The sequence below is a fragment of the Rhizobium lentis genome (assembly GCF_017352135.1).
Classification (GTDB): Bacteria; Pseudomonadota; Alphaproteobacteria; order Rhizobiales; family Rhizobiaceae; genus Rhizobium; species Rhizobium lentis.
This window is the reverse complement of the sequence record NZ_CP071454.1, coordinates 3543390-3563392: the sequence shown is the minus strand read 5'-3', so window position 1 is coordinate 3563392 and position 20003 is coordinate 3543390. Positions and strand designations below refer to the sequence as shown.

General features: G+C 61.1%; 18 protein-coding genes. 6 read left to right on the top strand and 12 right to left on the bottom strand.

Annotated elements, in window-relative coordinates:
* Positions 1-332: 332 nt before the first annotated feature.
* Both J0663_RS17095 and J0663_RS17090 read right to left on the bottom strand, forming a co-directional pair.
* Positions 333-1706, bottom strand: a complete 1374-nt coding sequence (locus J0663_RS17095; RefSeq protein WP_207241517.1) for a PleD family two-component system response regulator — start codon at positions 1704-1706, stop codon at positions 333-335.
* An 18-nt stretch (positions 1707-1724) separates the two neighbouring features.
* On the bottom strand, positions 1725-2096 hold the full coding sequence (locus J0663_RS17090) for a response regulator (RefSeq protein WP_003547430.1): 372 nt from the start codon (positions 2094-2096) through the stop codon (positions 1725-1727).
* Between the two features lie 133 nt (positions 2097-2229).
* On the opposite strand from J0663_RS17090, the gene J0663_RS17085 reads away from it, so the two are divergent.
* Positions 2230-2538: a DUF3572 domain-containing protein gene (locus tag J0663_RS17085; protein WP_207241516.1), complete on the top strand. Its 309-nt coding sequence runs from the start codon at positions 2230-2232 to the stop codon at positions 2536-2538.
* Positions 2535-3209, top strand: a complete 675-nt coding sequence (locus J0663_RS17080; protein ID WP_259666298.1) for a hypothetical protein — start codon at positions 2535-2537, stop codon at positions 3207-3209. The genes J0663_RS17085 and J0663_RS17080 overlap by 4 nt, the downstream gene beginning before the upstream one ends.
* On the opposite strand, the gene J0663_RS17075 is transcribed toward J0663_RS17080, so the two are convergent.
* On the bottom strand, positions 3184-3771 hold the full coding sequence (locus J0663_RS17075) for a GNAT family N-acetyltransferase (protein ID WP_207241514.1): 588 nt from the start codon (positions 3769-3771) through the stop codon (positions 3184-3186). The genes J0663_RS17080 and J0663_RS17075 overlap by 26 nt on opposite strands.
* A 76-nt stretch (positions 3772-3847) precedes the next feature.
* Between J0663_RS17075 and J0663_RS17070 the strand changes: the two genes are divergently transcribed.
* Positions 3848-5140 carry a DNA polymerase IV gene (locus J0663_RS17070; protein WP_207244527.1) on the top strand — a complete coding sequence of 431 codons (1293 nt, stop codon included), beginning with the start codon at positions 3848-3850 and terminating at the stop codon, positions 5138-5140.
* Positions 5141-5232: 92 nt separating this feature from the next.
* Positions 5233-6477, top strand: coding sequence for a L,D-transpeptidase family protein (locus J0663_RS17065; protein ID WP_207241513.1), 1245 nt, complete (start codon positions 5233-5235; stop codon positions 6475-6477).
* 77 nt (positions 6478-6554) lie between these two features.
* On the opposite strand, the gene dnaE is transcribed toward J0663_RS17065, so the two are convergent.
* Entirely contained in the window at positions 6555-10052 is a 3498-nt protein-coding gene (dnaE, locus tag J0663_RS17060) for a DNA polymerase III subunit alpha (RefSeq protein ID WP_207241506.1), read from the bottom strand.
* A 518-nt stretch (positions 10053-10570) separates the two neighbouring features.
* Between dnaE and J0663_RS17055 the strand changes: the two genes are divergently transcribed.
* Positions 10571-11035, top strand: coding sequence for a DUF5680 domain-containing protein (locus tag J0663_RS17055; RefSeq protein WP_207241497.1), 465 nt, complete (start codon positions 10571-10573; stop codon positions 11033-11035).
* Between the two features lie 308 nt (positions 11036-11343).
* Here the strand turns inward: J0663_RS17055 and J0663_RS17050 are convergent, their stop codons facing one another.
* From J0663_RS17050 to proS, 3 genes are read right to left on the bottom strand one after another with little or no spacing between them, the layout of a single operon-like run.
* Positions 11344-12027: an ABC transporter ATP-binding protein gene (locus tag J0663_RS17050; RefSeq protein ID WP_207241484.1), complete on the bottom strand. Its 684-nt coding sequence runs from the start codon at positions 12025-12027 to the stop codon at positions 11344-11346.
* A gap of 14 nt (positions 12028-12041) precedes the next feature.
* Positions 12042-13346, bottom strand: coding sequence for a lipoprotein-releasing ABC transporter permease subunit (locus J0663_RS17045; RefSeq protein ID WP_207241482.1), 1305 nt, complete (start codon positions 13344-13346; stop codon positions 12042-12044).
* A gap of 15 nt (positions 13347-13361) precedes the next feature.
* Complete coding sequence (gene proS / locus J0663_RS17040; protein WP_207241475.1) at positions 13362-14684, bottom strand: proline--tRNA ligase; 1323 nt, start codon at positions 14682-14684, stop codon at positions 13362-13364.
* Here proS and J0663_RS17035 point away from each other — a divergent pair.
* Positions 14683-14958 (top strand): hypothetical protein, encoded by a 276-nt coding sequence (locus tag J0663_RS17035; protein WP_207244571.1) that lies wholly within the window; start codon positions 14683-14685, stop codon positions 14956-14958. The genes proS and J0663_RS17035 overlap by 2 nt on opposite strands.
* 316 nt (positions 14959-15274) lie before the next feature.
* On the opposite strand, the gene J0663_RS17030 is transcribed toward J0663_RS17035, so the two are convergent.
* From J0663_RS17030 to nuoN, 5 genes are all read right to left on the bottom strand, one after another.
* Positions 15275-15550, bottom strand: a complete 276-nt coding sequence (locus J0663_RS17030; RefSeq protein ID WP_207241469.1) for a DUF1467 family protein — start codon at positions 15548-15550, stop codon at positions 15275-15277.
* 140 nt (positions 15551-15690) lie between these two features.
* On the bottom strand, positions 15691-16095 hold the full coding sequence (mce, locus tag J0663_RS17025; protein ID WP_207241468.1) for a methylmalonyl-CoA epimerase: 405 nt from the start codon (positions 16093-16095) through the stop codon (positions 15691-15693).
* A gap of 1 nt (position 16096) precedes the next feature.
* Positions 16097-17767, bottom strand: a complete 1671-nt coding sequence (locus J0663_RS17020) for a ribonuclease J (RefSeq protein WP_207241463.1) — start codon at positions 17765-17767, stop codon at positions 16097-16099.
* A 17-nt stretch (positions 17768-17784) separates the two neighbouring features.
* Positions 17785-18549 (bottom strand): biotin--[acetyl-CoA-carboxylase] ligase, encoded by a 765-nt coding sequence (locus J0663_RS17015; protein WP_207241462.1) that lies wholly within the window; start codon positions 18547-18549, stop codon positions 17785-17787.
* Positions 18549-19994, bottom strand: coding sequence for an NADH-quinone oxidoreductase subunit NuoN (gene nuoN / locus J0663_RS17010; protein ID WP_207241460.1), 1446 nt, complete (start codon positions 19992-19994; stop codon positions 18549-18551). Before nuoN ends, J0663_RS17015 begins: the two co-directional genes overlap by 1 nt.
* Positions 19995-20003 lie beyond the last annotated feature (9 nt).

Here is a 20003-nt window from a genome sequence, read left to right as displayed (position 1 = left end):
CCTAACGTCGACAGCCCCGAAGAAATTCGACAATATAACGTAATAACTTAAGCCGCCCCTCCCCTTACGTGAGGTGACGCCGCGGCACTCTATTTGGTCCTGTTGGCAGCGGGCATTCGTTTATAGTCTCCGTTTCATTTCGAGCTCGGTGCTGGCATTCGACAGACTGTCGCGCCGCACCATATCCACAGCAACGCCGGGCGTCCATTTTTGGGCTATCGAGTTGCAGAATTTCTAGCCTGCGTCGCATGGGCGAAGGTCAAAATTGGTAATAATTCGCTTACCGCAGTGGAAAACCCGCAAATGGCTCGTATGGCACCGCAACTGATTCGTCAGGCAGCCGCTGCGACTACGCGATTGCGGCCAGTCTTCTTGGCCTCGTAAAGAGCAAGATCGGCCTGCTTCATCAGCTGGTCCGGTGTCAGCACCGCGCCAATGCGTGAGGCGATGCCGAAGGACGCGGTGACATTAAGCGCTTCACCGGAGCGTTTCAGCATGAAAGGAGCGCTTTCGACCGCCGCGCGCAGGCGCTCGGCGACAGCTGCGGCAACTTCCGGTGAGGTGTCCGGCATCACGACGACGAATTCCTCCCCGCCGTAACGGCAGGCGAGATCGGCGCCGCGGATGGTCGAACGGACGCGGTTTGCGAATTCGCGCAGCACTTCGTCACCGCCATCGTGGCCGTAAGTGTCGTTCACCTGCTTGAAGCGGTCGATGTCGGTGATCAGCATCGAAAGCGGCCGCCCTCGCGCCATCGACCGATTGAAGAGCACGTTCAGGTGATTGTCGAGGTAACGCCTGTTGTAAAGGCCGGTCAGCGGATCGGTCACGGCAAGCTCGATCGTCTGCTTGACGCTGGCGCGCAGACGATCATTGTAGCGTTTGCGACGGATCTGCGTAAGGCTGCGGGCGACGAGCTCGTTGGGATCGACGGGACGGACGATGTAATCGTTGACGCCGAGATCGAGCGCGCGGACGACCATGTCGTCAGCGCCCTGTTCGGTAATGATCAGGATCGGCAGGAAGCGTGTGCGCTCCAGCGAGCGAAGTTGCGAGCACAGGCGAAGCGGATCGTAATCGTCGAAATTGGCATTGACGATGACGAGGTCGAAGACGTTCTCGGCTGCCTCGAAGAGGGCCGCCTGCGGATCGGAGAGAGCAAGCACATCGGCGACCGGCTTCAGCGCCCTGACGATCCGCTCCTGCGAATTGGCGCGGCCATCGACCAACAGCACCTGGCCAGCCTCGTCGCCACGGCCCTCGCCTGCCCGCATGAGATCGCCCACGCCCATGGTATGAGCTGTGTTGGCGCGGATGCGCAGCTCATCACTCAATGTTTTCAGCCGCAGCAGGCTCTTCACCCGCGAGATCAGTTGAAGATCGTTGACCGGTTTGGTCAGGAAATCGTCGGCGCCGGCCTTCAGACCGCGTACACGGTCGGCCGGCTGGTCGAGCGCCGTGACCATGACGACGGGAATATGGGCGGTCTTCTGGCTGGCCTTCAGCCGCTCACAGACCTCAAAGCCATCGATGCCGGGCATCATGATGTCGAGCAGGATCAGATCGACCTGGTTGCGTTCGCAGATCGCCAGCGCTTCGTGGCCGTCGGCGGCGGTCATCACGTCGAAATACTCCGCGAGCAGCCGCGCTTCAAGCAGCTTCACGTTGGCCGGAATATCGTCAACCACCAGTATTCGCGCAGTCATAAGCGTCTTTCCGATGCGTCAGGCGTCGCCGAGATAGGTCTTGATCGTCTCGATGAATTTCGGAACCGAGATCGGCTTGGAAACATAGGCCTCGCAGCCGCCCTGGCGGATCCGCTCCTCATCACCCTTCATCGCGAAGGCCGTGACGGCAATCACGGGAATGACGTGCAGTTCATCGTCTTCCTTCAGCCATTTCGTGACTTCGAGGCCGGAGACTTCGGGAAGCTGGATATCCATCAGGATGAGGTCGGGGCGATGCTTGCGCGCCAGATCGAGCGCCTCCATGCCGTTTCTGGTCTGGATCGTGGTATAGCCGGACGCCTCGATCAGGTCGCGAAAGAGCTTCATGTTGAGCTCGTTATCTTCTACAATCATCACCTGTTTGGGCATGACAAGCTGTCCCTACGTCCGTTCACTCAGTCGTTCGTCCCATGAGAAAGGCGCATGTGGATGAAGAGCTCCGTGAAACCGATAGCGCACGCTAGCGGTATTTGGTTGAAGAAAAGGTAACTTACCCCTCGAAATGCAAAGCAACTTCAAGACTTCGAAACAACAGGCAGCCGACCCGCATGAGACGGCGATCGCCGTGCTCGGCTGGCTTGCCGGTGACCCCGACATGTTCGGCCGCTTCCTCGCGCTCACCGGTGTGGCGCCAAGCCAAGTGCGCAACGCGGTGAACGATCCGGGATTTCTCTCAGGCATGATGGACTTCCTGATGAACCATGAACCGACGGCGATGGCCTTCTGCACGGCGAGCGGCCTCAGCCCTGAGACGGTGACCGCCGCCTGGCGGCATTTCTCCTCGCCCGGTCTCGATTCGGGGGAATATTGAGCGTGGCCGAGCTCGATATTTCGCATATCCGCCTCGGCGAGCGGCCGCTGATCGTCTGCGACGTCGACGATGTCGTGCTGGGGTTTATCGATCCCTTCCAGCTCTTTCTGCAAAGCCTGGGTCACGAGTTCCTGCCGCGATCGTTCCGGCTTCACGGCAACATTGTCTCGAAAGCGGACGGCACGGAGATCGGGGCCCAACAGGTCAGCCGGCTGATCGAAGAGTTTTTCGAAGCGCAGGAGCTGTGGCAGACGCCGGTGGACCGCGTCGTCGAAACACTCGGCCGGCTTTCGCAGGCGGCCGATATCCTTTTCCTGACGGCGATGCCGCCACGGTTCCAGGATCACCGCCGCCGCCTGCTGGACAGCGCCGGCCTGCTCTTTCCGCTGCTTGCCAGCGAACAACCCAAGGGGCCGATCGTCCATGCGCTGCATGCCAGCCGCTCCTTTCCCATCGCCTTCATAGACGATATGGCGCACAATCTGCATTCCGTTAGGGAACACGTGGCCGATTGCCTGCTCATTCACCTGATGCCGGACTCGCCCGTCCATCGTTTCGCACCGGCGGCGGCCGACGACATCACCCGCGCCTCCGACTGGGCGCATGCGGCCGAGCTGATCGACGCACATTTCCGTTCCGGCACGTTCAATCGCGCAGCTCCAGCCGCATGAGCGGACGGCCGTCCTTGCGTCTGGCAATCGTCTCGAAACCGGCTGCGTCGAAGATTGCCGTCGAGCCGATGCAGAGCGTCACCGATTTCGACTGCTTCACATGGTCGATCGGGCAAGCTTCGAGCAGCCGCGCTCCCTGACGCCGGGCATAATCGATCGCACCGGCAAGCAGACGATGGCTCATTCGCCTGCCGCGCAGTTTGGGCAGCAGAAAAAAGCAGCTGATGGCCCAGATCGAGGGATCACGCGCATCGTCCTCCTCCAGCGGCCGCGAGACTGTGCGCGGCGAATTGAACTGCGGCACGTCGTGGCGCGGTCCGACCTGCACCCAGGCGACCGGCCCGCCATCGGCATAACAGAGGATTCCCGGCGGCGGCCCCGCCTCGATCCGTTCCCGCATATGCGCCTTGCGCTCATCCGGCGTCATCGCCGTCCTCACCGAATGCGGCAAGCGCAGCGCGACGCACCAGCAATTATAAAAAGCCACCTGTGGGCCGAACAAAGTTTCGAAGTCGCCCCACCGTTCTGCCGTCACCGGTTCGAAACGAAGATCGTTATCCAAAGGCAAAGCTCTGCCCCTCTCTTGTGACTCGCAAGCTTAAGGCGTAGTGTCGCCACGTTCAACCTTTGTTCTCACCATGATGCCCGCGCCTGACAAGACACCCGGCTTCTGTCGCGACTGCCTTGCCGAGCAGAAGGGCGAGGCGCGTCGCTGCCTGGCCTGCGGCAGTCCGCGTCTGGTGCGCCATCGCGAGCTCTATGCACTGACACTGGCGCATATCGATTGCGACGCCTTCTACGCGGCGGTCGAGAAGCGCGACAATCCCGAACTTGCCGATAAGCCCGTCATCATCGGCGGCGGCAAACGCGGTGTCGTCTCCACTGCCTGCTATATCGCCCGCATCCACGGCGTGCGTTCGGCAATGCCGATGTTCAAGGCCCTGGAGGCATGCCCCCAGGCTGTCGTCATCCGCCCGGACATGGAGAAATATGTCCGGGTCGGGCGCCAGGTGCGCGCGCTGATGCAGGATCTGACGCCGCTGGTGCAGCCGCTGTCGATCGACGAAGCCTTCCTGGAACTTGGCGGCACCGAGAGATTGCATCACGACCCGCCGGCGCGCACGCTCGCCAAATTCGCGCGACGCGTCGAAAAGGAGATCGGCATCACCGTCTCGGTCGGGCTTTCATATTGCAAATTCCTCGCCAAGGTTGCCTCCGACCTGCAGAAACCGCGCGGCTTTTCCGTCATCGGCCGTGAAGAAGCGGTGGAATTCCTGGCACCGCGTCCGGTCACCACGATCTGGGGCGTCGGCAAGGCCTTCGCAGCGACGCTGGAGGCGGACGGCATCCGCACGATCGGCCAGTTGCAGCAAATGGAGGAGAACGACCTGATGCGCCGCTATGGTAGCATCGGCCAGCGGCTCGCCCGGCTCTCGCGCGGCATCGACGACCGTGAGGTGCATCTCAACGATGCGGCCAAGAGCGTTTCGGCCGAGACGACCTTCTTCGACGACATCTCACGCCATGACGATCTCGTGCCGATCCTGCGCAACCTTTCCGAAAAGGTTTCCTGGCGGCTGAAGAAAAACGATATTGCCGGCCAGACCGTGGTCCTGAAGCTGAAGAGCGCCGACTTCAAGTTGCGCACCCGCAACCGCAAGCTCGAAGACCCGACCCAGCTTGCCGACAGGATCTTCCGCATCGGGCTCGAACTTCTCGAAAAGGAAACGGACGGCACGAAATTCCGCCTGCTCGGCATCGGCGTTACCGATCTCGGCGATGCCGCCCGCGCCGATCCGCCCGATCTCATCGACCGGCAATCGGGCCGGCGGGCGGCGGCCGAAGCGGCGATGGACAAGCTGCGCGACAAGTTCGGCAAGAACACGGTCGAGACCGGCTATACGTTCGGCAGCGGCAAGCGTGATCACTAAAGCGTGAGGCCGGCGCACAGTCCGGGCTTTAAAATCTTCCTTAAACTTCGTCCCATAATGTGCCGGACCAGTATTGCGTATGGTTGGGTATCATGGTCTCGCGTCTCGTCTTCGGCCTCGGCTTGCTGTCGGCCACCGCACTCGTGCACCCTGCTTTTGCCGCGGATACACGCACGCTGCAGATCTTCGTCTCCAAGAACAAGCAGTCGCTCGCCGTCTATGACGGCACCGAGGTCGTGGCGACCTCGAAGGTTTCGACAGGCAAGGACGGCCATACGACGCCGAGCGGCATCTTCTCCGTCATCGAGAAGCAGAAGTACCATGAATCCAACATCTATTCGAACGCGCCGATGCCTTTCATGCAGCGGCTGACCTGGTCCGGCATCGCGCTGCACGAATCCAATTCGGTGCCGCGCTATCCAGCTTCGCATGGCTGTGTGCGGATGCCCGGCGCCTTCGCAAAGATGCTTTATGGAATGACCGACGCCGGGATCCCCGTCATCATCAGCGATGGCGAGCTGGCGCCGCAGCCGATCGACCATCTCAATCTTTTCCATCCAGACTCGCCAACGGCGATGCCTCTGCTTTCGGATGTCGAGCTGCGGCCCTCTATGCCCGACAGCCCCGAGGCGCCTGTACAGGTGGCGATGAACGACACGGTCGCGATGCCGATGCCGGTTGCAGCTCCGGACGCCAAGCCACCGTCCGAGCCGATCAGCATGCTCATCACACGCCGCACGCTGCGCGAGACGGTGATCGACATCCAAACCCTTCTCAATCAGCTCGGCTTTTCGGCCGGTGATCCGGACGGTCTGCTCGGCCCGGCGACCGTTCAGGCGATCAATGCGTTCAAAACGCTGCGGCCGACGGAATTTGCCGGCGACAGGAATCTGATCTCCGACAGGCTGCTGAAAGCCGTCTATGCAGCGGCCGGCAAGGGCGAGCCACCGAACGGCGTCATCATGGTGCGGAAGGCGTTCAAACCGGTCTTCGAGGCGCCGGTGACGATCGCCGATCCGGAATTGGCGCTCGGCACGCATTTCTTCACGCTGCATGCGGTCGATGAAAAGGCCGGCACGGCTGATTGGCTGGGTGTGACGCTTGCGAACAACCTCTCTCGCGAGACGATGAAGCAGCTCGGCATCACCGCACAGGAAAGCTCGATCGTCTCAGGCAAGCCAATTGCCCGTTCGCTAAGCCGCATCGCGATCCCCGACGAGACCCGCCGACGGATCGACGCGCTGATCGCGCCCGGCTCGACGCTGACGATCTCCGATACCGGCATCGGCCGGGAGACTGGCGAAGGCACGGATTTCATCACCATCACCCGCGGGTGATGCGCGTCGCATAAACTGGCGCTATGTGAGCCGCTTTAGGCCTTTTGTGTCACGCGCTGCTATTCTCGGCGCCCCAATCAGACAAGCTCGACGTCGACGACGCCGGGGGCCGCGCGAAGGGCGGCGGCGATCTCCGGCGTGATGCGGTATTTATCCGGCAGCGCCACTTCGACCTCGCGCTTGCCTTCCTCCTTGATGACGATGAAGGACACCAGGCCATCACCCTTGGCGTTCAGGTGGCGGGCAACCATTTTCAGCGGGCCGGAATCTCTGATATAAACGCGCAGCGCCTTCTGCATCTGCAGCGACTTTTCCTCCAGCGACTGGATCGTCTGGATGCGCAGGCCGATACCCTCCGGCCGTTCCTCGCCGGTCGCCGTCAGCAGGAAGGATTTTCCGGACTCCAGCATGTCGCGGTACTGGTTCAGCATTTCCGAAAACAGTACGGCCTCGAACTGGCCCGACGAATCCGAAAAGACGATGATGCCCATCTTGTTGCCGGTGCGGGTCTTTCGCTCCTGCTTCGAGATGACCGTGCCGGCAAGGCGCGCATTGGATGCGCCCTGTTTGATCGCCGCGGAGAATTCAGCAAAGGTCTGCACCCGCATCTTCTGCAGGATGTTGTTGTAGGAATCGAGCGGATGGGCGGTGAGATAGAAGCCCAGCACCTGGAATTCCTTGAGCAGCCGCTCCGAAGCGAGCCAGGGCGAAAACGGCGGCAGAGCGATCTTTTCAGGCCCCGACGTCAGTGTGCTGCCGAAAATGTCCGACTGGCCGCTCAGCTTGTTTTCCTGGGCGCGCTGGGCATAGCCGAGGATGCGGTCGAGGCCGGCGGCGAGCTGGGCGCGGTCCGTGCCGAAACAATCGAAGGCGCCGGCATAGATCAGGCTTTCGAGCACGCGGCGGTTGACCTGGCGCGGATCGATGCGCAGGCAGAAATCCTCTATCCCGGCAAAGGGCTTGTCGCCGCGCACCTCGACAATATGGTCGACGGCGGATTCGCCGACACCCTTAAGGGCCGCCAACGCATAGTAGATGCGGTTGTCGCCGGTCTCGAAGTGGCGGAAGGAGGTCTGCACCGAAGGCGCGATCACCTCGATGCCGAGGCGCTTGGCGTCCTGGCGGAAATCATTGACCTTTTCCGTATTCGACATATCGAGCGTCATCGAGGCGGCGAGGAACTCGACCGGATAATGCGCCTTCATATAGGCCGTCTGGTAGGAGACGATGGCGTAGGCGGCGGCATGCGACTTGTTGAAGCCGTAATTGGCGAACTTCGCCAGCAGTTCGAAGATATTGTCGGCCTGCGGCTTCGACACGCCGTTCTTCACGGCGCCATCGACGAAGCGCTCGCGCTGCTGGTCCATCTCGGCCTTGATCTTCTTGCCCATGGCGCGGCGCAAAAGGTCGGCTTCACCAAGCGAATAGCCTGAGAGCACCTGGGCGATCTGCATCACCTGTTCCTGGTAGACGATGACACCTTGCGTTTCCTTGAGCAGGTGGTCGATCATCGGATGGATCGATTCCAGCTCTTCGTCGCCGTGCTTGCGGGCATTGTAGGTCGGGATGTTCTCCATCGGTCCCGGACGGTAGAGCGCCACCAGGGCGATAATGTCCTCGATGCAGTCCGGCTTCATGCCGATCAGTGCCTTGCGCATGCCGGCGCTTTCCACCTGGAACACGCCGACCGTTTCGCCGCGCGACAGCATCTCATAGGTCTTCTTGTCGTCGAGAGGAATGGCGGCGAGATCGACATTGATGCCGCGCTTGGCGACGAAATCGACGGCAACCTTCAGCACCGTCAGGGTCTTCAAGCCGAGGAAGTCGAACTTGACGAGGCCCGCCTGCTCCACCCACTTCATGTTGAACTGGGTGACCGGCATGTCGGAGCGCGGATCGCGATACATCGGGACCAGCTTGGACAGCGGACGGTCGCCGATGACGATGCCGGCGGCATGCGTCGAGGCATGGCGATAGAGACCTTCGATCTTCTGGGCAATGTCGAGCAGCCGCGCGACGACCGGTTCTTTCGCCGCCTCCTCCTGCAGCTTCGGCTCCTCCTCGATCGCTTTCGAAAGCGGCGTCGGATTGGCCGGATTGTTCGGTACGAGCTTGCAGATCTTGTCGACCTGGCCGTAGGGCATTTCCAACACGCGGCCGACATCGCGAAGGGCTGCGCGCGCCTGCAGCGAACCGAAGGTGATGATCTGCGCCACCTGCTCGCGGCCATATTTGGCCTGGACGTAACGGATCACCTCTTCGCGGCGGTCCTGGCAGAAGTCGATGTCGAAGTCCGGCATCGAGACGCGTTCGGGATTGAGGAAGCGCTCGAAGAGCAGCGAAAAACGCAAGGGATCGACGTCGGTGATCGTCAAGGCATAGGCGACTAGAGAACCGGCACCCGAACCACGGCCGGGACCGACGGGGATGTCGTGCTGCTTGGCCCATTTGATGAAGTCGGCAACGATCAGGAAGTAGCCGGGAAAGCGCATGCGTTCGATGACGCTGAGCTCGAATTCGAGCCGTTCGCGATAATCCTTCTCCTCGTAACCGGGCGACATGCCGAGCGTCGCAAGCCGCATTTCCAGCCCCTCGACCGCTTGGCGGCGCAGTTCGCCCGCCTCGGCGCGTTCGGCCTCCTCGGCATCGTCGGTCGCACCGGTGAAGCGCGGCAGAATCGGCTTTCTGGTCTTCAGCACGAAAGAGCAGCGCTTCGCGATCTCGATCGTATTCTCCAGCGCTTCCGGCAGATCGGCAAAGAGCTTGGCCATTTCCGCTCGGCTCTTCAGGTAGTGATCGGGCGTCAGGCGAAAACGGCTGTCGTCGGAAACGATGGCATTGTGGGCGACCGCCATCAGCGCATCGTGGGCGTCGTAATCGTCCCTGGTCGGGAAGAAGGCCTCGTTGGTCGCAACCAGCGGCAGATCGTGGGCATAGGCGAGCGCGACGACCTTCTGCTCATGCCGCCTGTCATAGGTGCCGTGCCGCTGCAACTCGACATAGAGCCTATCCCCGAAGAGATGCTTCAGCAGCAGCAACCGGGCTTCCACCTGAGTGGAATGGCCTTCTTTGATCGCCGTGTCGACGGGCCCGGTCGATGCACCGGTCAAGGCGATCAGACCCTCGGTACCCGCCTCTTCCAGCCAGGAGGCGCGGATATGGACGGCCTGGTTGCCTTCGCCGCCGAGATAGGCGCGACTGACGAGATCGACCAGCCGTTCGTAACCGGCCTCCGTCGCGGCAAGAAGAACGATCGACGGCAGCTTGACCAGCGCCTGCTGGCCGCCGCGCTTTTCCGTTTCCAACCCGTCTTCCATATCGATCGAAACCTGGCAGCCAATGATCGGCTGCAGGCCCTCGTCCATCGCCTTCTGCGAGAATTCGAGCGCGACAAAAAGATTGTTGGTGTCGGTAATGGCGATTGCCGGCTGGCTGTCGCCGCTCGCTTTGTAGAGGATCTTCTTCAGCGGCAGGGCACCCTCGAGAAGCGAGTAGGCCGAATGGACCCTCAGGTGAATGAAACCGGGCGTGCCGCCGATCGCTTCAACTGTAGAAGCCTTTGCCGTATCCGCCATGACATGCCTTCCCAACCACCCGAATGAATCGGCCGCATTGTCGGCATAGAGGGCGATGATGTCCAGAAGAAGTCCCGCGTCCGAACCGCATGGCAGCCATGCGATCCCCTGAAATTTTAGAGCGCGATGACGATCAGCGAAAAGCTAGCAACGAACATTGCGATGGAGGTGAATGCTGCGATATCACGGATCATGTCAGTCATCTGGCTCTCCTTTACTCGTTATGTTTTCACTTTGTTCCAGCTGTGTTCCGCTGTCAACAGGAATCTTTTCCTCCCTTCTTGAGTTTCGAAAATCACGGGGGAATGATGTTCCGAATCGGCCGAGCTCGCGTTCCGATGCCGCCGGGTCGGCCAAGACACGCCTGATCGCAACTCAGAATGCTGCTGTGTTCTTGTTTCACGGGAGACGCGGCCTGAAGGGCAAGCTCCCAAAAATGGTCGATCGCCCCCACCGTTTGTTCTTCTTATGTTCTTGGAACCCTGCTATATCTCGACCGGATCAGTCAGGAGAGAGAAATGCCCGATAGCGCAACGCTGAACGAATTTATCGTGGAGGCCAAAGCCGCAACCTATGTCGGCGGCGGCGTGCCGCGCCTGCCCTGCCGGTCGGGCGCGCACGATATCGGCTATGAACGCGGCGCGTGGCGTTATCTCGACAGTTATTTCGGTGGCACTGATTTCGCCGGACAGGAGGTCGTGTGGCTTGCCGACGAGCCCGTCTGGGCGATGAACTATTTCGGCTGCGTCATTGCGCCCGATCTCATCGACGGTAGAGCAGCCGGAGCGGTGATCATGGCTGCGCTTTCAGCCATGTATCGGCAGGGCCGGTTTCTCGGCGGAATGGAATTCGATCATCCGTTCGGCCGCTACATCGACCGCAGCGACGGCGACTGCAACCGGTTCAGCGGCCACGAATGCATCATGGTCGACGGCCGGAAGGCCTATATGCTCGACTATCGCGGCGGGTTGATCATCCCCTGATCGCAGGGCGCTGCCTTCCGGTAAATAACGTGGATTGGGTGCACAATGTGCGAGAGTAAGTCGGCGAGATCAGCCCTCATCCGGCTGCCGCCACCTTCTCCTCGCAAACGGGGCGAAGGGTGATAGCCGCGACCTCTCCGTTACTCGCGTACCTCTCGCAAGGCACGTCCCCTCGCCCCGTTTACGGGGTCTACAAGACGGATCGAGACCAGTGGCTCGACCCCCGGTAAGGGTTAGGGTGAGGGGCAAGCCACAAGGCAGGTTAAGTTGAGGAGCAGCCATAGGCACTACCGGAAATTTGTTGACCGTCAGAAATCGACGACCTTGCCATCTGAGATCGTCACGCGCCGATCCATGCGGCGGGCGAGTTCGTGATTGTGGGTAGCGATGAGGGCGGCAAGGCCGGACTGGCGCACCAGCGCCTCCAGCGCGTCGAAGACGTAGCTTGCCGTTTCCGGGTCGAGATTGCCGGTCGGCTCGTCGGCGAGAAGCAGGGCCGGCGCATTGGCGACGGCGCGGGCGATCGCAACGCGCTGCTGCTCGCCGCCGGAAAGCTCGCCCGGGCGATGGGCGCCGCGATGGCCGATGCGCATATAATCGAGAAGCTGGCCGGCCCGCTCTCCGGCTTCCTTCCAGGAAAGCCCGGCAATCAGTTGCGGCATCATGATGTTTTCAAGCGCCGAGAATTCCGGCAGCAGGTGGTGAAACTGGTAGACGAAGCCGATTTCGCTGCGGCGGATCGCGGTGCGTTTATCGTCGCTCAGGCCGTCACAGGCACGCCCGTTGATGGTGACTTCGCCACCGTCCGGATGCTCCAGCAGGCCGGCGACATGCAGCAATGTCGACTTGCCGGTGCCGGAGGGGGCGACAAGCGCGACGATTTCGCCTTTCGATATCGAAAAATCCGCGCCCTTCAGGATCGGGAGCAGCGTATCGCCCTGCCCGTAATGGCGCTCGACGCCGGTAAGCTTGAGAACGACGTTGCGTTGCATGAAGGCGGCATTCCTTATTCGTAGCGCAGGGCCTGCACCGGATCGAGCTTTGAGGCACGCCAGGCGGGGAAAATGGTCGCAATGAAGGAGAGCGTCAGCGCCATGACGACGATCGAGATCGTTTCGCTGAGATCCATTTCGGCCGGCAATTGGCTGAGGAAATAGACCTGCGGATTGAAGAGGACGGTGCCCGATATCCAGGAGAAGAACTGGCGGACAGATTCGATGTTAACGCAGACGAGAACGCCGAGAAGAACGCCGGCAACGGTGCCGACGATGCCGATCGCCGCCCCGGTCATGAAGAAGATGCGCATGATCGCGCCGGCGCTGGCGCCCATGGTGCGCAGGATGGCGATATCGCTGCCCTTGTCCTTCACCAGCATGATGAGGCCAGAAATGATGTTCAGCGCCGCGACAAGCACGATCAGCGTCAGGATCATGAACATGACGTTGCGCTCGACCTGCAGCGCCGAAAAGAAGGTCTGGTTGCGCTGGCGCCAGTCGGTGATAGCGATCTGGCGGCCAGCCGCCTCCTCCACCTTGGGCCTCAGAGCATCGATATCGTCGGGATTGTCGACGAAGAGCTCGATCGATTGCACCAGCCCCTCGGCATTGAAATAGAGCTGCGCTTCCTCGAGCGGCATGAAAATGATCGAGGAGTCGTATTCCGACATGCCGATCTCGAACAGGCCGGAGATCTTGTAGGACTTGACGCGCGGGCTGACGCCCATCGGCGTGATGTCTCCATCCGGCGACGTCAGCGTAATGAGGTCGCCGACACGCAGACCGAGCTGGTCGGCCATGCGGGTGCCGATCAGCACACCTTCGCCGGAGGCATAGCCCACCAAGTCGCCGGATTTGATGTTCCCGGAGATTGTCTTGAGCGTGGTCAGATCCTCGGCGCGGGCGCCGCGCACCAAAGCGCCGGTGCTGCCGCCAGCCTGAGCCGAGGCAAGCACCTGGCCCTCCACCAAGGGCAGCGCCATCTTGACACCGGGTACGGCGGCGAGCTTGCTCGCGAGGTCGGGATAATCGATGAAGGGGCCGTCGACCGGCTGGACGATCATATGGCCGTTGATGCCGAGGATGCGCGAGACAAGCTCGGTGCGGAAGCCATTCATGACCGCCATGACGATGATCAGCGTCGCGACGCCGAGCATGATGCCGACGAAGGAGAAGCCGGCGATCACCGATATGAAGGCTTCCTTGCGGCGGGCGCGCAGATAACGCCACGCCACGAGGCGTTCGAAGGTGGAAAATGGCCTGCCAGCCGGACCCAAGCCGGATGTAGAACTCCGGTCCACTGCTGCCTCTGCCATTTCGCCTCCGTTTCCTTAAGCCACGAACCTGTTGATCGCCGCTTCGATGGTCATCGTTTCGCGGGCGCCGGTCTTGCGGTCCTTCACTTCGATCTCGCCGTTCGCGACCGCGCGCGGACCGGCGATGATCTGGACGGGTACGCCGATCAGGTCGGCGGTCGCGAACTTCGTGCCGGCCCGATCGTCGGTATCGTCGTAGAGCACATCCTTGCCGGCCTTGGTCAGCGCGGCGTAGATCAGCTCGCAGGTGTCGTCGCAGGCCTCATCGCCCGCCTTCATGTTGATGACGACGACATCGAAAGGTGCAACCGACGCCGGCCAGATGATTCCGTTCTCATCATGCGATGCTTCGATGATGGCGGGAACAAGGCGTGTCGGGCCGATACCGTAGGAACCCATATGAACGAAGTGTTCCTTGCCATCGGGCCCCTGCACTTTCGCGCCCATTGGTTCGGAATATTTCGTGCCGAAATAGAAGATGTGGCCAACTTCGATACCACGCGCCGAAAGCCGGTCGCCTTCGGGAACGGCGTTGAAGGCCGCCTCGTCGTGCATTTCCGAAGTAGCCGCATAAAGCGAGGTCCACTTGTCGAAGATCGCCTTCAGGCCCTCGACGCTGTCGAAATCGGTGTTCGCGCCCGGGATGTCGAAGCCGACGAAATCCTTGTGGCAGAAAACCTCGGATTCGCCGGTATCGGCGAGGATGATGAATTCATGGCTGAGATTGCCGCCAATGGGACCGGTATCGGCGCGCATCGGGATGGCGCGCAGGCCGAGCCGGTCGAAGGTTCTGAGATAGGCGGCGAACATCTTGTTGTATGAATGCTCCGCCCCTTCGCGCGTCAGATCGAAGGAATAGGCATCCTTCATCATGAATTCGCGCGAGCGCATGGTGCCGAAGCGCGGGCGGATCTCGTCGCGGAACTTCAGCTGGATGTGATAGAGATTGAGCGGCAGGTCCTTATAGGATTTGACCGATGAACGGAAAATATCCGTCACCATCTCCTCGTTCGTCGGACCGTAGAGCATCGGCCGGTCCTGGCGGTCCTTGATGCGCAGCATCTCCTTGCCGTAAGCATCGTAGCGGCCGCTTTCCTGCCAGAGTTCGGCCGACTGCAGCGTCGGCATCGAGAGCTCGATGGCGCCGGCGCGGTTCTGCTCCTCACGGATAATGGTGTTGACCTTATCCAACACCTTCTTGCCGAGCGGCAGCCAGGAATAGATGCCCTGCGACTGCTGGCGGATCATGCCGGCGCGCAGCATCAGCCGGTGGGAGACGATTTCCGCCTCCTTGGGGTTTTCCTTGAGGATGGGCATGAAGAAGCGGGACAGACGCATGGCGGATTCCGGAGCAGTTGAGATCCCGCCGGCCGGCGGAATCGAAGGCAATCATCGATATGGGAGCGTTCATAGCCGCTTCGCGGCAGGAAGGAAACCCGCAACTGGCGTCGGCCACTTCCCGGATACGCATGTTCGCGTCCGCACAATAAAAGGGCGTGAAAAAACGCGTGTTTATAAGGACTTGAACGAAAATCTTGTCAACAGAAAAATTTTGCTAGAGTGTAGCAAAAATGCAAAAAAAGCTAATGACAAAGCCCAATCTTTGAGCTAGCTTTAGCTCACAAAACAGGCAGGAAGCTAAATTCCTGCCGTATTCGCGGTCAAGTCTTGGGAGGATCAGATCTTAGGCGCGCTCGTCGCAGCCCCGGCAACGGTTACAGATCACGCGATACTTAAAACAAGGCTTTTAGCCTTGTTTTTTTTTGGCTTTTCGGCTCCCTCGTCTTCCAACGACCGGATGGCTTCCGTAAAGGAAATGATCGCTCATTCCGTTACGGCAGCTCTTTGCCGTAAGAACATGACAGCCGGATGAAAGAAGCCGACGGGCCGGATTTACATCTGCTCAAAGTTTGAGCAAAAGCTACCACTCAATAGAAGCTAGGCCCTAATTGTGGAAGGGCATCGAAGCCCCAGCCGAAATAGGTGTCGCACACATACCAAAAGCCGTAGATCACGGCCGAAATCAGCGTCGTCAGCGAAAAGACGAAGAGGGCGCGAAACCGGGTTGGCGCACTCGGAACGGTGCCGAGCACGATGTCGTTATCTTCCGCCTGCGTGCGCAAGCCGATCGGCAGAACGGCGAAAAGCGTCATCCACCAGATGATGAAGTAGACGGCAAATCCCTGGAGAAAGATCTGGAGCATTGTAGTTCCCGGTGGTGTCGTGCCGACAGGAGCCTTCGGACGCCCTGCCGTTTGAATGGCGACCTTATACGGCGGAATGACGACGAACTCAAAGCCAAGGGAGCGTTTCGCCGCCTTCGGGTCACTCTGCCGCAGCGCCCTCAGGCCTGTTCGAGTTCGATCAGCGTGCCGAAGAAATCCTTGGGATGCAGAAACAGCACCGGCTTGCCATGCGCACCGGTCTTCGGCTGGCCGTCGCCGAGTACCCGCGCGCCGGTTTCGACCAACCGGTCGCGGGCGAAAAGGATGTCGTCCACCTCATAGCAGATATGGTGCATGCCGCCGGACGGGTTCTTGTCGAGGAAGGCGGCGATCGGCGAATTCTCACCGAGCGGCTGCAGCAACTCCACCTTGGTGTTCGGCAATTCGACGAAGACGACAGTGACGCCGTGCTCCGGCAGAGCTTGCGGCTGCGAGACCGTGGCCCCTAGTCTGTCTCGGTAGGCCGCGGCCGCTGCCGTGAGATCGGGAACGGCGATAGCGATATGGTTCACCCGGCCGAGCATGTCAGACCTTGGTGACGAAGGCGGTGACGAGGGGCTTCTTGCCCCAGGTCTGGTTCGCGGCTGCGCGGATGGCGCGGCGCACCGCCTCCTGGACCATGTCGATATCCTTGCGGCGGGCGCGCGGAATGCTCTCGATGGCGCTGATCGCCGCGTCGAAAAGCGTATCTTCCATCTCCTCGCCCTCGTCGTCATAGACCGGCAGGCCGATCGAAACCAGATCGGGATCACCGACGATATCATAACGGGCGTCGAGCACGACGTTGACCGCGACGTGGCCGACATAAGAGAGCTTCTTGCGCTCGCCGATCCCCATCTCGTCGAAATCGCCAATCAGCGCGCCGTCCTTGTAGATGCGGCCGTGCGGCGCCTCACCGATCACCTCGACGGGACCGGGAGCCAACCGCAGAATATCGCCATTGCGCACGCGCGGCACGACCGCGATGCCGGATTGCTCGGCAAGCTCCTTGTGCGCCGTCAGATGTGTCGCCTCGCCATGCACCGGCACCACAATCTTCGGCCGCGTCCATTCGTACATCCGCTGCAACTCATTGCGGCGCGGATGGCCGGACACGTGGACCAGCGCCTCGGTATCGGTGATGATATGCACACCCTGCTCGACGAGGCCGTTCTTGATGTCCTGGATCGCCTTCTCGTTGCCGGGAATGGGGCGCGAGGAAAACACGACGATATCGCCGGCGGCAAAGGCCACGTTGCGCATCTCGTCGCGGGAAAGCTTGGCAAGGGCGGCCCGCGCCTCGCCCTGGCTCCCGGTCAGGATGACGACGACCTTGTCGCGCGGGATATAGCCGTATTCCTCCTCGGAGATGAAAGGCTTCACGCCTTCCATCAGGCCGATATCGCGGGCGACGTCGACGACGCGCTTCAACGAACTACCGAGCAGCAGAACCTCGCGGCCCGCCGCCTCGGCAGCCTCGGCAACGGTGCGAATACGACCGACATTCGACGAGAAGGTGGTGATCGCCACCCGTCCCTCGGCGTCCTCGATGATCTTGCGCAGGCTTTCCGACACATCCTTCTCGGAGGGCGAAACACCGTCACGCAGGGCATTGGTGGAATCGCACATCAGCGCCAGCACGCCCTCATCGCCGAGCTGACGGAAGCGCGTTTCGTCGGTCAGGGGGCCGAGCGAGGGCTCGTGGTCGATCTTCCAATCGCCGGTATGAATGACATTGCCGGCGGGTGTGCGGATCATCAGCGACATCGGCTCGGGGATCGAGTGGTTGACGGCCACGCCTTCGATGCTGAAGGGGCCGACATTGATCCTGTCGCCGGCCTTGAACGGCGTCACCGGCACTTCGCCAATCGTCGCCTTCTCGAAATTGCGCTTGGCTTCGAGCAGACCGGATGTGAAGGCCGAGGCATAGACCGGCACGTTGAGGCCGGGCCAGAGATCGGCGAGAGCGCCATAATGATCCTCATGCGCATGGGTGATGATGATCGCCTTGAGGTTCTTGCGCTCATTGGCGAGGAAGCGGATATCGGGCAGCACCAGATCGACACCCGGCAGATCGGGCCCGGGAAAGGTGACGCCGCAATCGACCATGATCCACTGGCGATGCTCGGACGGGCCGTACCCATAAAGAGCGAGATTCATGCCGATCTCGCCAACGCCGCCCAAAGGCAGGAATACCAGTTCGTCCTGTTTCGCCATAATTTTCGTTTTTTCCGCTATCCAAAAAACACATCACCGGCGGCAATGGGCGTTATCCTGCCAGCGCCGGTATCGAGCATCAACAAGCCATTATCATCAATCCCGGCGAATTGTCCGGAAATCGACCGGTCCGGTAAATTGACCGTGATCCTTTCACCGATGCCGCAGGCGATCGCCCGCCAGCGCGCCGTGATCTCAGCGATGCCGCGGCCGTCGTCCCAAATTTCAAGCACTTCCGCCGTTGCGGCGAAGAGATGGGCGAAGAGCTCTTCCGGCGACGCGGCACTCGCATGCTGGCGCAGGCAGGTGACGGGATAGAGCGGATTGTCCGGCATGACCGAAACATTGATGCCGATGCCGACGATCAGCGCGTAACGGCCATCCGGCAACCCCTCTCCCTCGACGAGGATGCCGCAGGTCTTCTTTCTACCGATGAGAATATCGTTCGGCCATTTCACCTCGAGCGGCTCGGCGTCCGGCGGCAGGACGTTGCGGATCGCCTGGTGCACGGCAACGGCAATCGCCAGCGGCAAGGAGCCGAGGCGCTCCATCGGCGCCGGGTCGATCAGCAGAAGAGATGCGTAGAGATTGCCGCGTTCGGAAACCCAGAGCCGACCGCGACGGCCGCGACCGCCGGTCTGCCTCTCGGCGGTTATCCAGAGATTGCCGCCGTCGCCTGCCCGGGCCCGGGCAAGGCATTCGCTGTTGGTGGATGATGTTTCCGACAGAGCCTCATGCCGGAAATCGCCGAGCGATATCCGGCGCCGCCTGTCGGAGACCATCAGAAGAGCGTCGCGGCGGCAAGCTCTGCCGCACCGCCGATCGGCCCGCCGATGAGAACATAGGCGGTGACGAAGAGACCGGAAAGACCGAAGACGAGGCGCAGCGCGCCGGAGACACGGGCGAACTCGCCGGTCGCCTCATCGAACCACATCAGCTTGATGACGCGCAGATAGTAGTAAGCGCCGACGACCGATGCGAGAACGCCGATAATGGCAAGCGCATAGAGCTTGGCCTCGATGGCGGCAACGAAGACGAAGTATTTCGCGAAGAAGCCGGCGAGCGGCGGAATGCCGGCAAGCGAGAACATCAGCGCCGTCAGCACCACGGCCATGAACGGGTTGGTTGTGAACAGGCCGGCCAGGTCGTTGACCTCCTCGACGACGGTGCCGTCCTTACGGCGCATCGACATGATGATCGCAAAGGTGCCGAGCGTCATGATCATATAGATGACCATGTAAAGCATGACGCCGGAAACCCCGGTCTGGTTGCCGGCGGCCAGGCCGACCAGCGCGTAGCCCATGTGGCCGATCGACGAATAAGCCATCAGCCGCTTGATGTTCTTCTGGCCGATCGCAGCAAAGGAGCCGAGCAGCATCGAGGCGATCGAGATGAAGACGACGACCTGCTGCCAGTCCGCCAGAACCGGCTGGAAGGCGGTGATGACGATGCGGGTCATCATTGCCATGGCGGCAACCTTCGGGGCTGCGGCGAAGAAGGCGGTGACCGGCGTCGGCGCGCCTTCATAAACGTCCGGCGTCCACATGTGGAAGGGGACCGCCGAAATCTTGAAGGCGATGCCGGCAAGGATGAAGACGAGACCGAAGACGAGGCCGAGCGAACGCGCGCCCTCGACCGAAAGCGCCTGGGCGATTTCGGAGAAGTGGGTATGGCCGGTGAAGCCATAGACCAGCGACATGCCATAGAGCAGCATGCCTGATGACAGCGCGCCGAGGACGAAATATTTCAGGCCGGCTTCCGTCGACTTCAGGCTGTCGCGGTTGATCGCCGCGACGACATAAAGCGCCAGCGACTGCAATTCCAGCGCGAGATAGAGCGAGATCAGATCGTTTGCCGAGATCATCAGCAGGATGCCGAGCGTCGCAAGCACCAGTAGAACCGGGAACTCGAACTTGTCGAGCTGGTTTTCACGGGCGTGGCCGAGCGTCATGAACAGTGCGACCAGCGAACCGATGAGCGCCACCAGCTTCATGAAGCGCGAGAAGCCGTCGGCCATGTAGACGCCGCCAAAGGCAAGGCCTTCGGCGGGCACGAAGAGCAGCCACAGGCCGGCGGCCAGAAGCAGGCCGATGGCGAGGCCGGCAACGAGGGGGCCTGACCGCTCGCCCGAGAAGACGCCGACCATCAGCAGGACCAGGGCGCCGACCGCGAGGATAAGCTCCGGCGCGGAAAGATGCAGACTGAGGAGAATTGTTTCAGCGGTCATGTCCGATAA